Origin of the sequence: Curtobacterium sp. MCBD17_003 (assembly GCF_003234885.2) — a bacterium.
Classification (GTDB): domain Bacteria; phylum Actinomycetota; class Actinomycetes; order Actinomycetales; family Microbacteriaceae; genus Curtobacterium.
This window is the reverse complement of record NZ_CP126275.1, coordinates 2,960,460-2,973,347: the sequence shown is the minus strand read 5'-3', so window position 1 is coordinate 2,973,347 and position 12,888 is coordinate 2,960,460. Positions and strand designations below refer to the sequence as shown.

General features: G+C 68.2%; 17 protein-coding genes. All 17 read right to left on the bottom strand.

Annotated elements, in window-relative coordinates; genetic code table 11:
• Window positions 1-2: 2 nt before the first annotated feature.
• Window positions 3-845, bottom strand: coding sequence for a VG15 protein (locus tag DEI88_RS14020; protein WP_284183564.1), 843 nt, complete (start codon window positions 843-845; stop codon window positions 3-5).
• The gene (locus DEI88_RS14015) at window positions 790-2,145 is read right to left on the bottom strand and encodes a phage portal protein (RefSeq protein ID WP_111071777.1); all 1,356 of its coding nucleotides are present in this window, start codon (window positions 2,143-2,145) and stop codon (window positions 790-792) included. Before DEI88_RS14015 ends, DEI88_RS14020 begins: the two co-directional genes overlap by 56 nt.
• The gene (locus DEI88_RS14010) at window positions 2,145-3,920 is read right to left on the bottom strand and encodes a terminase large subunit domain-containing protein (RefSeq protein ID WP_111071776.1); all 1,776 of its coding nucleotides are present in this window, start codon (window positions 3,918-3,920) and stop codon (window positions 2,145-2,147) included. The genes DEI88_RS14015 and DEI88_RS14010 overlap by 1 nt, the downstream gene beginning before the upstream one ends.
• A complete protein-coding gene (locus DEI88_RS14005; RefSeq protein ID WP_111071775.1) occupies window positions 3,904-4,272 on the bottom strand; it encodes a P27 family phage terminase small subunit in 369 nt (122 codons plus the stop codon). The genes DEI88_RS14010 and DEI88_RS14005 overlap by 17 nt, the downstream gene beginning before the upstream one ends.
• A 41-nt stretch (window positions 4,273-4,313) precedes the next feature.
• Window positions 4,314-4,886, bottom strand: a complete 573-nt coding sequence (locus DEI88_RS14000; protein WP_111071774.1) for a bifunctional DNA primase/polymerase — start codon at window positions 4,884-4,886, stop codon at window positions 4,314-4,316.
• Window positions 4,887-5,163: 277 nt separating this feature from the next.
• Window positions 5,164-5,379 (bottom strand): hypothetical protein, encoded by a 216-nt coding sequence (locus DEI88_RS13995; protein WP_111071773.1) that lies wholly within the window; start codon window positions 5,377-5,379, stop codon window positions 5,164-5,166.
• A 2-nt stretch (window positions 5,380-5,381) separates the two neighbouring features.
• The gene (locus DEI88_RS13990; RefSeq protein WP_146246048.1) at window positions 5,382-5,603 is read right to left on the bottom strand and encodes a hypothetical protein; all 222 of its coding nucleotides are present in this window, start codon (window positions 5,601-5,603) and stop codon (window positions 5,382-5,384) included.
• Window positions 5,604-5,620: 17 nt separating this feature from the next.
• Entirely contained in the window at window positions 5,621-5,857 is a 237-nt protein-coding gene (locus tag DEI88_RS13985; RefSeq protein ID WP_146246047.1) for an HNH endonuclease, read from the bottom strand.
• Window positions 5,858-5,934: 77 nt separating this feature from the next.
• Window positions 5,935-6,126 (bottom strand): hypothetical protein, encoded by a 192-nt coding sequence (locus DEI88_RS13980; protein WP_146246046.1) that lies wholly within the window; start codon window positions 6,124-6,126, stop codon window positions 5,935-5,937.
• Window positions 6,127-6,529: 403 nt separating this feature from the next.
• On the bottom strand, window positions 6,530-7,522 hold the full coding sequence (locus DEI88_RS13975; RefSeq protein WP_284183510.1) for an IS481 family transposase: 993 nt from the start codon (window positions 7,520-7,522) through the stop codon (window positions 6,530-6,532).
• Between the two features lie 257 nt (window positions 7,523-7,779).
• Window positions 7,780-8,607, bottom strand: a complete 828-nt coding sequence (locus tag DEI88_RS13970) for a hypothetical protein (RefSeq protein ID WP_111072583.1) — start codon at window positions 8,605-8,607, stop codon at window positions 7,780-7,782.
• A 287-nt stretch (window positions 8,608-8,894) separates the two neighbouring features.
• Window positions 8,895-9,377, bottom strand: a complete 483-nt coding sequence (locus tag DEI88_RS13965) for a hypothetical protein (protein ID WP_111072582.1) — start codon at window positions 9,375-9,377, stop codon at window positions 8,895-8,897.
• 18 nt (window positions 9,378-9,395) lie between these two features.
• On the bottom strand, window positions 9,396-10,652 hold the full coding sequence (locus DEI88_RS13960) for a replicative DNA helicase (protein WP_181441278.1): 1,257 nt from the start codon (window positions 10,650-10,652) through the stop codon (window positions 9,396-9,398).
• Window positions 10,652-11,449 (bottom strand): phage replication protein O, encoded by a 798-nt coding sequence (locus tag DEI88_RS13955; RefSeq protein WP_111072580.1) that lies wholly within the window; start codon window positions 11,447-11,449, stop codon window positions 10,652-10,654. Before DEI88_RS13955 ends, DEI88_RS13960 begins: the two co-directional genes overlap by 1 nt.
• Window positions 11,446-11,952 (bottom strand): hypothetical protein, encoded by a 507-nt coding sequence (locus tag DEI88_RS13950; protein WP_111072579.1) that lies wholly within the window; start codon window positions 11,950-11,952, stop codon window positions 11,446-11,448. Before DEI88_RS13950 ends, DEI88_RS13955 begins: the two co-directional genes overlap by 4 nt.
• The gene (locus DEI88_RS13945) at window positions 11,949-12,425 is read right to left on the bottom strand and encodes a hypothetical protein (protein WP_111072578.1); all 477 of its coding nucleotides are present in this window, start codon (window positions 12,423-12,425) and stop codon (window positions 11,949-11,951) included. The genes DEI88_RS13950 and DEI88_RS13945 overlap by 4 nt, the downstream gene beginning before the upstream one ends.
• The gene (locus DEI88_RS13940) at window positions 12,422-12,874 is read right to left on the bottom strand and encodes a hypothetical protein (protein WP_146246106.1); all 453 of its coding nucleotides are present in this window, start codon (window positions 12,872-12,874) and stop codon (window positions 12,422-12,424) included. The genes DEI88_RS13945 and DEI88_RS13940 overlap by 4 nt, the downstream gene beginning before the upstream one ends.
• Between the last annotated feature and the right edge of the window lie 14 nt (window positions 12,875-12,888).

Genomic DNA, 12,888 nt, shown 5'->3' with positions numbered 1-12,888 from the left:
GATTACCCGTCCTGTCCGGACTGGGTGGTTCTCGTGTTCCGCACCGAAGGGGAGTCGCGGAAGTCACCGTTCGCGCGCATGCGAGGCAGCACGGATTCCTGGGTGCGGGCGAACCCGGCGGCGTTTGCCTGGCGGGCCGCCTGGTTGTAGGTGTCGATGAAGCCCTGCTCTTGCTTCGTCGGAATCCACTCGCCGTAGACGATCTCGGCGTGGCAACCGCAGTGGGAGTGGAAGTGCATCCCGTCGCCGGCCACAGGGTCGTCACCGGCCGAGGCGCGCGATCGGTAGACCGGGCCACGGGAGCAGAGCATCGCGCAGAATGCGCACGGGTTACCGTCGGAGACGCGCCGCCACCCGATGGCCTGCTGATCGTGCGACGTGGTCAGGTCGATGGTCTCGCGGCCACCCATCAGCACCTGGCGGCGCATCATTCCGGCGAAGCCGTTCCGAGCCGCAGCGAGCGCCGCGGACCCGGACATGCCCGACGCGACGAGGTTCTTCACACGGATGGGGCCAGCCACCAGGAGGATCTGCGCTGTCAGCGCCGAGTCGAACGCGGGTGTCACGATCGGCGACGCATCGGTCCCGATCTCGGCCGTCCGGTACGCGCTGATGTACGCCGACGTCGTCGCCACCGACTGGTCGTAGAACTTCGAAGCGAGGGCCGTGTTCATGGCGAGCCAGTCGATGCTCGAGGCATCGAGGTGGGCCTGTTGCAGCTGGTCCCAGAGGTTCAGGGACACGGCCGCGGCCTGCGCGGCGAGCTGCAGCTGCAGGACGCCGTTCGCCTCAGTGAGCGCTCGCCCCTCCGCCGTTAGGGCCACCGACTTGTCCTCCCAGCGCATCCGCGATCTTCTGGTTCGCGTCCGGGTTGGCGCGCTTGTACTCGAGCCAGGCGGCGGCGACGTCCGGCGTGACGCCGGGGATGCGATCCCACAGCTTCTCTGGCGGGACACCGAGCATTGTCGCGATCTTGCCGAGCGCGTCCGCGGCCTGAGCCATCGACCGGGACTGGTAGTCGGTCCAGTCGACGATGACGCTGAAGTCCCCGGCGTCGTCCTCGCGGCCCTCCACATGCGACGCGAGGCGCAGCGTCTGCGCGTGGGAGTCGCCGAACCCGACCTTCCGCTCGCCCGCCTTCAGGTCGAGCATCGCCCGCGCCTCGGTGATGGCGTCCGCGGAGAGGTTGATCATCTTCCCCGTGAGCGCATGCGCGGGCGTCTGCGACACGGCCGCCAGGGTCTCCACGTCGGTGTCGCCGGCCTTGATCAGTCCGTCCGGGGTGGTCTCGTCGAGCGTGCCGAACTGGACCCCCTCACCACCGGTGAGGATGTCGTTCTGGCGGAGCAGCAGCTTCCGCTTCTCCGCCTCGCTGTCGTCCTTCGGGTCCTCGAGGCCGGTCGCGGTGCGCACCTTCCACGACGAGTGGTGCTGGATGAGCAGCCGGTCGAACGTGGTCTTGTTGATGCGCTTCGCGATCGGGATGAACGGCTCCACCTCGCCAGGAGTGCGCCCCTCGAGGTCGATCTGATTCGAGTACCGGACCGCGGGGGTCACGCCGAGCCCGTGCACCTCGGTCTGGATGAAGGTGAGCTTCCCGTCCTCCATGCCGAGCGTGTAGACCGCCTCTTCGTCCACGACGATGCGGTGATCGCCGCGGACGCGGAGGTAGTACATCGGGTACTCGTCCTCGACGACGTCCTGGTAGACCGCGTGCATGTCCCGCGGGGAGTACCCGCGGATGACGGCGGCGCTCGTAGCCGATGCGCCGGTGCCGACGAGCCCGGGCAGCACCGTCGTGTAGGCGTACCCGTACGCCAGCGCTGCGCGGTGCAGCGCACGCTGGCGCGACTGCATCCGGTTCCGCTGCCACGGCAGCCACATCGCGTCGAGAGCGCGGCCGTTGGTCGACCGGACCGCCTCCGCGACGAGCTGCTGCGCGACCGTGGTCACGACGAGCGTGAGCCACGGGGTCTCCGCGAGGTCGCGCAGGTACTTCTCTTCGAGGTCGGCCTGCTGGGGCACGCGGACCTTCTCGGGGTCCCAGTGGTACCAGCGGTCGATGAGGTCGAGCCTCGTCCTCTCGGCCTGCCACTTCGGGATCAGGACGTTCTGGGCGAGATCCACCACGTCCGCGGGCTTCATCACCAAATCTGGCCCCTGCCCTTCTTCTGTGGTCGGTTGTTCAGGACGAGTCGGCGGACCATGCGGGCACCGACCATGCAGACGGCGAGGTCGATCTTGTTCTTCGACTCGCGGTGGTCCTTCGAGATCGACACGTACCCCTGCACCGGGTAGCGGCGAGCGTTGAGGACGTGGCGGCGGAGACGAGGGTCGGCGTCGTGGGTGAACGCTGCCGACTTGATCTCCTCGAGCGTGAACGCGACGGCCGAAGCGAAGTCGCGGGCGTTGTCCCGGGCGGACATGTCGTACATGACGGCGCTGCCCTTCCCGCCCTTGGTTCCCGACGCCCACACGCGCAGCTGGTGCCGGTAGCGCAGGTGCCACTCGTTGAAGAGTGGGTCCCAGTAGCGGTCCATGGTCTCGTCGTCCAGCACGTGCGACGGGTCCCCGAAGAACCCGACGACGCGGTACCGGTCGAACGCCGACTGCACTGCAGCATCGACAGCCTCGCGCGGTGCGAGCCAGCCGTCGCCGCGCTTCCCGGGCGGCCGCTGCCACATGTTGAGCGTGAACACGTGGCCGTCCGCCATCCGGCAGCCGACGAGCGCCGTGGCGTCATCCGACTTGGAGCAGTCGAGGAACAGCACGACCTCGTCGCCCTGTTCCACCTCGGTGTCCGGGGCTTGCAGCGGGTCCCACTCACCGGGCTCGGTCCACGCATCCTCGGCAGCGGTGATCTGGTTGTACCACTTGCGGCGGGACTCGCTCGGACTGTTCTGTGGGTTCGCGATCGACTTCTTGATGCGCCCCTCCGCGTCGAGCCAGACCGCGTCGCCGCGGACCGATGCGACCACCGACGGGGCCGCCTCGAGCGTGAGAGGGGCTTCGGGCGGTGCCTCGAGCGAGTCGTACATCACGCCGAAGTCCTCGAACGCTGCACGGTCGCCCACCGTCTGCTCGTACGCCTCGCGAGCTCGCTGCCCGACCGAGTCCTCACCCGGTCGGTAGGCGTTGCAGATGTCCAGCATGCGGGCGGGAGAGTCCTTCGCCGACTTCGCCGCGTTCCCCTCGATCGCGCCGGCCATGTCGTGGCCGCCGTTCGAGCCGTTCCAGTTCTGCGTCTCGTTCCGCACGATGAGCGTCGGTCGGCCACCCTCGATCGCCATGACCGAGGCCGTCACGGCTTCGATCTGGCGGGTGTCGCCCATCGCCCAGACGTTGAGCTTGCCGACCTGGATCCCGTAGCGCTTGCGGGCCTCCGCGCTGATCAGCGACGGGAACAGCTTCATCGTGTTCTGCGTCTGCTGCTGCGAGACCGCGACCATCTGGACCCAGGCGTTGGGGTTGTCCCGCCCGATCGGTCGGTCGCCGTCCCAGTGGTCGAAGAGGGTCGGGCCGCACAGGTGCCCGATGCCGAGCGTCCCAGCGACAGGGTCCTTGCCCCAGCCCTTGAGGCGCTGCAGGACGGCCGAGTGGTACAGGAACTGCCCCGACTGGTCCAGAGCGAAGAACCAAAGCAGGAATCGTGCCTGCTCCGGCGTGAACTGCCACGGGCCCTTCTTGCCCTGCAGCCACCGACCGCACCAGGCCATGAACTGCCAGCCGAGCGTGGCCTGCGGCAACCACCAGCCCGCCTTGTCGTCCCACTGCCAGGTCGGGCCGAGCTTCACCGGCTCCCACTGCAGGTCTGCCGGCGGCAGCGTGCGCTCGAGCATGTCCCGGTACCAGGACTCGATCTCGCGGAGCTCGTCGTCTTCGGAAGTCAGCAGCGCGGCGGCGTTACGCGCTCGCGCCATAGGGCACAGCCCATCGCGAGTTCGCCGCGGACCGGTGCTGGTTCGAGGCGGCCTTCTCGCCGTCGTCGGGGAGCTTCAGCCCCCGCAGCAGCTGCGCCATCGCGGCTCGGTGCTGCCGGAGCTCGGACACGAGCGGGTGCGGAACGAGCTGCCCCATGGATCCGCTCACGGTGAGCGGAGCGTCCACGAGCTCGTCTTCCATGCGCACGATCAGGTCAGCCTCAGCGCACGCGGCCCGCAGCACCTCGAGCTCGTCCTGCCTGAGCTCGTACTTCTCGGTCGTCTCCTTCCACAGCTTGCGGCCCTCGGCCTTCAGCATGCGGGGAGCGGGGTTGCGGGTGGTGCCAGCCATGGTGTCCTCCGGGGACGCGAACGTGCGCCACCGGGGCGCGGTTACAACGCCGGCACGACGAGTGGTGCCAGCTGCAGGGGAGCGCCGCGGAAGCGCCTGCCCGTGAGTGCGATGTACCGACCGACCGAGTACCACTCGATCGCTCGCACTCCGTCGCGCACGTTCCGCCCCGGCCCCTCAGGCAGCAAGCCGAACACGTGCAAGCCCTCGCCGGATCGGGACACCTCGACGTAGGTGCCGGGGTTGTCGGCCAGCACCTGACGGGCCCAGTCAGCGAGGTCGCCGTCGACCAGGCAGTGGTCGAGGTCGATGCAGCCGATTCCGTCGCCCAGCACGAACCCGATGCCCTCGCCCTTCGACGACGCCACAGCATCCGCATGCGACGACCACGTGCCCGGGTTCGTCGATGACGCCGACCGGCCGGTGGTCGTGACGGGGCGCTTCGTCTTCGTGAAGCGCACGAACCGCGGCCGCGACTTCATCTCGACGGGCAGGTTGCCGGCGTTCCGGGCTCGTCGGTGAGCCTTGAGGCGGCAGTTCGGCGAGCAGAATCGGGCCCCTGCGCGCATCAGCAGCAGGGAGGAACCGCACTCTCCGCAGCTGCTGGTCGTCATGGGACCAGTGTACCGGGTGAAACGGATAATCCCCGGAAACAAAGGGGAGTAGCGGCACCGGTTGGGGCCGCACAGACGAGGGATCGGCCCGCGAAATCGACCAATTCCGGGTCTGACCAGGGCTTTCTCTGCCGGAAAAACAGAGAGACGGTGCACGCAGGATCGGAATTGCTATCCGGCGGTTTTCGCTCCGCGACGCGGGGGAGTCGCCCCCCACCCGATGTACTAGTACAAATCCGAGGGGCTGTTCACGCTCGACCTCGATGTACTAGTACATTCACTCCGGGGCTTGGACGCCCTCGGGTGCCTGCTCACTGGCCTGGCCGTCGTCCTTGGGCTTCGGCTTGGCTCGCCTCGTCCGCTTGGGCTGGGCTGCAGTGGTCTGCTCAGCGTACCCGCTGGCGGTGAGGTAGTCAGCTGCTCCGCGTGTGACCTCGACTGTGTCGCCCGCGTCGTGTCCGCCGACGGGCATGGTGATCTTGACCGCGGGCATCGCTACTCACTCTCGGGCTGGTCGGGGTGGTGCAGCGTGGCCGCGGTGATGGTGCCCGCTCCGATGCGGGATGCGGTCACGGTGCCTGCGATGATGTGCTCGCCTCTGATGACGCATGCCGCCAGGTCACGAGATGTGATCGCTCCGGATGCGATTGCCTCGCCACTGATCACCCCGCCGTTGGCGAACCCGTGCGGCTCGTCCGCTGCTGCTGCTGTGCGCATGTCCGATCCCTCGCCTGTCATCGCTTCATGCCGGGGTGCGGCTCCTGCGGTCTGCGTCGGAGCTGCGCGTTCGTGGTGTTGCGGGCAGCGGACTCGCGTGCGGTCTTCGCCTTGTGGCACGGGCCAGACAGCCACTGCAGGTTGTCCATGCTGTGGTTGTCGCCCATCACGAGGTGGTCGGCGTCCGTGCCGATGCCGTCGCAGTCCGGCTCGTGGTGCTCGGCTTCACACAGTCCGCGGGCTCGAGTGCGCACCTGACGCCTGATCTCCTGCCAGTTGCTCGGTAGCCGGAGCCGCCGGTCGCTGGTGTGCCACGGCATCGAGTGCTCGCTCAGTCCTGCGTGGGTTCCACGCGGTCGTGGAACTGCTCGTGGGTCAGCTTGCTGTCGGGCAGGTTGGCGACGCTGCTGGCGCACCTGATGCAGTCGACGTCCATGGGCGCGTACGAGCCGTCTTCCGGACCGCTGATCGATCCGTCCGAGTTCTGCACGTTGGCGGGCACTGTTTCGTCGAAGCACTGCACGGTGGATCCTCTCGGACTACAGGGCGGGAGCGGTTACGAGGAAGACGCTGATGCCGGCGATGATGGTGATGAGGACGCAGATGATGATGACGGCGACGGTGTTGTCGCGAGGGTCACGCATGTTGCCTCCGATGAGGATTCCCCGTGGCTCGCACTGCTGCAGCCCGGTGTGTCAGTCGGTCGACGGGGAAGTGCTGGGCGCGCCGAGTGGGCAGGCGGACGGGCGTTCCCATCCCTCGACTGCCCACCCGGCACGGTGTGATCCGATCGGCTACCCGGTGCCCTCGGAGGATCGGTCCGGCCACGAGCGCGGAGCCAGCGCTGTGTGTGGTCCTGTGCGGCACGCCCCCGGAGATTCGAACTCCGGCGCTACGAGGTAGAAGCTCGTTGCTCTTCCGCTGAGCTAGGTGTACTGCCCAGGGAGGTTGGTCAACCGAGTGATCGGTGACCGGTTCCCGATGGCGGTGTGGGGCCGGTGGTGATTGTAGTGATGCAGCCATGCCGGGAGGGCGTTCCGGCGGGCGTGCTCGGTCGGGTAGTGCCGTGAGAACGCCCACCCGTCGGCGAGGGTGCGGTGGAAGCGTTCGATCTTCCCGTTGGTCTGCGGCCGATAGGGGCGGGTCTTCTTCGGCGTGATCTCCAGCTCAGTGCAGGCCTCGCGCCAGGCGTGGGACTTGTAGGCAGAGCCGTTGTCGGAGAGGACCCGCTCCACCCGGACACCGCGTGCGGCGAACCACGACACGGCCCGCCGTAGCACCCCGATCGCGGTCGCTGCTTTCTCGTCGTCGTGGATCTCGGCGTAAGCGACGCGGGAGTGGTCATCGATCACGGTGTGCACGAACGCGGTCCCGATCAGCGGGCCGCGATGCTTGCTGCGGCCCTTACCGGGCGTTGCTGACCGGTTCCGCCCACCTTGCTGTCGGCCGACGTAGCGCCAGCCGCCGCCATCGGGGATGTTGCCGAGTTTCTTCACGTCGACGTGGATCATCGCGCCCGGACGTTCGTGCTCGTAACGGCGCACGAGTTCGCCGGTGCGGATGTCGATGTGGTGCAGCCGGTTCACCCGACAGCGGGTCAGCACGGCGTGCACTGTCGAGGCCGGCATGCCGAGTTGCCCGCCGATCCCAACGGGACCGAGGCGCTTTCGCCAGCGAAGTGCGACGACCTTCTTCACCAGCTCAGGGCGGGTGCGGTTCGGGGACCGGTGCGGACGGGACGAGCGGTCATGCATGCCCTCGGCGCCCATGGCCGCATACCGGTCGGCCCAGCGCTTCGCGGTCGGCCAGGACACGTGGAAGAACAGGGCTGCGTGCCGGACTGGCCAGCCGTCATCGACGATCAGACGACCTATCCGGAGGCGTTGGCGTGGTGTCAGGGCAGCGTTAGCGTGGGACACGAGGACCTCCTGCGGAGAGTGTGTGAACTAGACAGCTCCACTCCACTGCAGGAGGTCCTTCTCACATCCCAACGACTACAGCGAGTCGTCGCAACACAACCAACGTCCCTGGGCAGTACAGCTAGGGGCGCATGTGCCCGGTGAGCGTCGCCGCCATCTGCGTCGGTCACCGGGCCGCTTAACGGCGAATGCCCGCGCCGTTTCCGGGCGGGCATGCGATGTCACGGACAGTATAGCGCCGCGCGACGGCGTCCGTGTCAAGCACCCTTCTGTGTGTCGTGTCGCACCTTGCCGCCGACGGTGCCCTTGAACAACGGGAACACCCCTGCGTCGGGCAGGTACTTCTTCGCGAGGCGGGCCTGCACCCGATCCGCCTTCCGCTTCGCCGCTCCGTCGGCGGTGCGCTGCCTCACCTCGTCGTCGTACTCGGCCTGCGTCCACTGGGTGTGGCAGGTGTCGCACTGGATCTGTGCCTCGCCGCCGAAGCGGTCGACTGGGTACAGCGCGAGGCGGCCCGAGCATCCGGGCTGTGTGCAGCTGACGTCGGTGTACCGAGCCTGCAGCTGCCGGGGCCACTGCGCTGCAGCCTGGTGGACCTCGCTCAGCTCTCGTGCGAAGTACGCGACGTCGTCGGGCGTCTGCCAGCAGATGGACTCGAGGTGCAGCGTCAGCCACGTCGCCAGGATCCCGGACTGGTAGCGCGCCTCCTGCGGACTGATCCCCGACGGGAGGCCGACAATGTTCCCGTGCCCGTTGCGCCAGGCGCGCGCTGCGGGGCCTGGTGCCTGGATGCGCAGCACCTGGGCCCAGTGGATCGCCCAGTGCGCGAGCCTGGCGTAGAGCTCGTTCGCGGCGCTGAACGCGGCCTCGTTCATCGGCAGGGGCGCGTCGGTGCGCTTCACGTGCACGCCGTCGCCTTCGGTCTGCCCGGACTTCATGGGTGTGATCGCGACGATGTGCTCGATCAGCTCGGGCGCGCTGTGTAGCGCGTGTCGTGCTCGTGTGTAGAAGAGCTCGCTGAAGTAGCCGCGGGCAGCGGGTACCTCGGGCCGGTCAGCGGCGGGGCGGGTGGTGGTGTCAGTCACGTGGTGTGGGTCCTTTCGACGTGAGGTGCCATCGGTGGCAGTTGGGGCAGTGGTAGGCGCGGCGCTCGGTCTTCGGCCGGTGCGAGCTGTCGCGGTGTCGGACTTCGGCGAGCGCCATGAGGGCGGAGACGCGGTCTCGGTACTTCCGCTTGCGGCAGCTCATGGCATCTCGCTGGTTGCGACACCGCGGAAGGTGTCGGGTGGAGGGTTGGATCCTTCGCACGAGGTGCACAGCCATCGGTTCGTGGTCGTGTCGCCGCAGTCGGCGCAGTCGGAGACCTTCGGGATCACTCGTGCTCCGGGCAGAGGACGGTCATGGACTCGCCCCTGCGGACGTTGGACGGTGTGTCGACCGGTGCGCCGCACTCGCTGCAGTGCAGGACGACGTGTCCGGTCAGGAGGTTGTGCCGCTTGGCGATGGCGGTTGAGTACGCGGCGTCGGCCGCGTAGTGCGCGCTGATCGCTGCGGTGTACTCCTGCCACCCCTCGGTGCAGTCGCTGGCGTAGTACCGCGCCTGCGCGTCACGCTCCCGGGTTGCTGCGGCGTCACGAGCAGCGCGGAGCGCTTCCAGAGGGACGCGTTCTTCGCTCGGAGACGGATCCGAGAGCAGTTCGGAGACCGCGTCAGTGAGCTTCCGGCGGAGCGGTGACATGTCCCGGCCGAGGAGGTGCCGCTGCGCTGCCTCGGGGAAGTTCCGGACGTTGAAGAGCACCGCGCCGACCGCGCTCTCGATCTGCTCGCGGGTCGGCGTCTGCGTGTGTTCGGTCATGGGCTGCTGTCCCTCTCGTCAGGCCGCGCGAGGCGCGGATGGGTCGGTGACCTGCGAGTGGGTGCCGTCCCACTGCAGGCGGATGATGCCGGTCTCGCCGTGGCGGTTCTTCGCGACGTCGAGGGTGATGTCGAACTCGTTGAGCGTCTGCGTCTGCGGGTCACGCTCGCGGTGCAGCAGGACGACGAGGTCGGCGTCCTGCTCGATCGCGCCGGACTCGCGGAGGTCCGAGAGCTTCGGCTGCCCGGACAGAGTGGCCTCGCTGTTGCGGTTGAGCTGCGACAGGGCGATGACGGGGACGTGGAGGTCCCGGGCGAGGATCTTCAGGCCGCGGGAGAACGACGCGACGGTCTCCTGGCGGCTCGTGCCCGGAGCGCCCTCCATGAGCTGCAGGTAGTCGACGATGATCCCCGACAGTCCGCCGTCGTGCGCGACCTGTCGTGCGTGCTGGCGGATCTCCGCGAGGCCCACGGACGAGCGGTCGTCGATCGCGACGCGGGGCGAGACCCGTGTGCGGTTTGTGCGGATGGTGTCGACGTCGCGCTCGGTGAGCCGGCCGTTCTTCATCCGGTAGAGGGTGATGTCGCTGTTCGCCGCGATGAACCGCTGGTGGAGCTCGTAGCGGCCCATCTCGAGCGACGAGAACGACACCCCGCCGTGCTGCGCGAGGCACTGTGCGAGGTTCTGAGCCACGACGGTCTTCCCGACGCCGGGGCGCGCGCCGAAGACGTACAGCGCGCCCGGGCGGAGGCCGCCGATCATCTGGTTGAGCTTCGGCCAGGGCGTGGGCACGAACTGCGCCTGCTCGGTCATGTACTGGACGGTCTCCTCGACGATGTCCTCGAGGTACGCGACCTTCGATGCGGTCGCGCCCATCGCGTCGTCCAGCAGCCCGTAGGCGAGCTCACGGATCTGCGCCTGGTCGACGTCCCCGCCGATGCTCTGCAGTCGAAGCCCGACGTCGTGCAGGCGACGGCGGAGCGCGTGCGTGGCGACGGTCTCGGCGTGGGTCTCGACGACGGCGTGCGCCCAGCCGGCCTCGTACGCCTGGTCGACGTAGGCGATGTCGATGCCGGGGATCGTCAGCATGGTGATGTGGTCGACCGGCAGGCCCTGCTCGTGGCGGAGGCGCAGCAGGTCGAACACGTCGCCGTGGCGCTTGTCGCGGAAGTCGCGCCCGGTGACCGCGATGCGGTCGAGCGCTCGTCCCTGGGTGTGCATGACCGCGCCCGTCACGGCGAGCTCGGCCCACTGGATGTCGTTGGTGTCGTTCATCATTCCGGTGGGGTGTATTCCTGTCGGCCCGCGTAGGCGGGCTGCTTGCTCATCTGCGGGTGGTCGCGCATGGCGTTCAGCCGCAGCTGGTCGTACTTCTCGCGGAGCTTCGACATCGAGAGGATGTTCGCCCGCCAGAAGGGGTCGTTCGTGGCCCAGCGGATCGCGCGGAGCACCTGGTCGACGGTGTGCTCGTCGCGGTCCAGCAGGAGACGGGCGGCGTCGAGGTTCTTCTTCGTCCGGGCTGGCTTCTTGCCGCCGTTCGCTTCGATCGCCTGCTCGAGCGCTTCGATGATCTGAAGGACGTCGGGTCGGGGAGTCGCGTCAGCGACTTCCGACGAAGAAGTCATGTCTTCAGTAGAAGGAACATCCCGTCGATCGACGGTGTCCTGATCGTCGATCGACGGCGTCATGATCGTCGATCGACGTGCTCCATTCCGTCGATCGACGGACTCGACTCCGTCACGGTCAACCACAGCGCGCCAGGACTGCGTCCGGTCGTAATTACCTCCCAGCCGGTGCTCGGTCGATTCGAGGAATCCTGCCCTCCGCATCGCGGTCGTGGCCTTGTAGACCTGGTCTGCGGTGAGACCGACTTCCTCGCCGATCTGCTCGTTGGACGCTCGCCACCAGGCGATCCCGTCGTCGTCCACGTAGCGCTGTGATCCGTCCGCGATGCGGAAGTGGATGCGCGTCCACACGAGGGCGTTGTTCGCGCCCCCGAGGCGCTGCACGAGGGCAGCGCGGACCATGACGAAGTCGTGTGCGGTGGTCTCGCTCTCCGGGACGCCTGTCACGCGGCGACCTCCCTCAGCACCTGCCTGGCGAGCAACGCGGCGACGTACGGGAACTGTGCTGCCGCGGGCGCAGACGGGATGTCTCCCCGGAGGTCGTGCACGGCGAGCTGCAGGACTGTCTGCAGGGCGAAGAGGATGCTGAACGGACGGATGCCGAGAGCGTTCGCAGGCCCGTCGGGGTCCTCTGGCGTGCGCACACGGTTCGCGGTGTCGACCATGTCGGTGACTGCGGCGAGCGCCGGAACGAGGTCGTCGAGCAGGTCCGTGGGGAGCGTCGCGGGAGAGAAGTCGACGACCTCGAAATTCAGGTGGAAGTCGCCTCCGTCGACCGTTCCGTACCCAGCTCGTGCGAGCTCGTGGCATGCGTCAATCGCATCGTCGCGCGTCCACCGGCCGGAGCTGGTGTCGAGCGCGTTGCCTGCTTCGACGCCTGCCGAGAGCAAGTCGGCGAGCGCTTCGCGAGCGCCCGCTGACAGGTGGCTGGTGATGACGACGTGGCTCATGCGGTGGGGCTCGCTTCCTGCTTCGGGCGGTACGCGAGGCGGACGGCGTAGGCGACCATGGCCTGCATGGCTTCCTCGGTGTCGAAGCGGGGCCAGATGTGGACGTGGATTCCGTTGGCGATGGGGACCCGCGAGAACACGGGGTCGCCGTTGTCGTACTGGAAGAGCTGGGGGACGCTCTCACGGGTGGGAACCCAGGTGCGGTCGGGAATGTCGAGTCCGAGCTGTTCGCACACGAGGCGTGCGAGGTCGTAGCGGAGCATGTCGAGGTAGCTGATCTCCTCGGCGTCCTCGTTCGCTCCCTCTGCTCCGAGCAGCCTGTCGAGGACCATGCCGGTCTGCTCGTTGACTCGGAGATACGCCGCCTTGATCGCGTCGAGGGGCGTGTTCGGCGTGGTGCTGATCGGCGGCTTCGGCACGATCGGCGTGAAGTGGCTGCTGTCGGGCTGGGGCTTGTTGTCGGTGGTGCTCATGCGTGTTGTCCCTTCTGGGCGGTGGAGCCGGTGGAGTTGGCGTCGGTGTAGGGCTGGCGCAGGTGCGCGAGCAGGTCGAGGACGGAGTCGTTGCGCCACGGGCTCGTGCTGTCGGTGTCGTTGACGTAGCGCGCCTCGTCGATGCGCGTGACGATCTCCCGGAGCAGGTCTTCGGCTGTCGGGTCACCTGCGAACCACGACTCGCTCTGCGGGGCGAGCAGCTGCGCCCACACGCGCTGCGCGCAGACCTGACACGCGGTGCGGGTGGCAGTCGGTGTGAGCACCGGGCGGATGCCATGACCGGACAGATACCGGCCGCACACCGAGCCGAGCGGGGCGTCCGACTCCGCCGCGAGGGCGAGCTGCGGCCGGAAGTAGTGCTCGGCGCGGGCACGGTGCGGGCGGGTCCAGCCCTCGGACTGGAAGGTCGACAGCGGGCGGGCGGGCATCAGCGGGTCCGTCG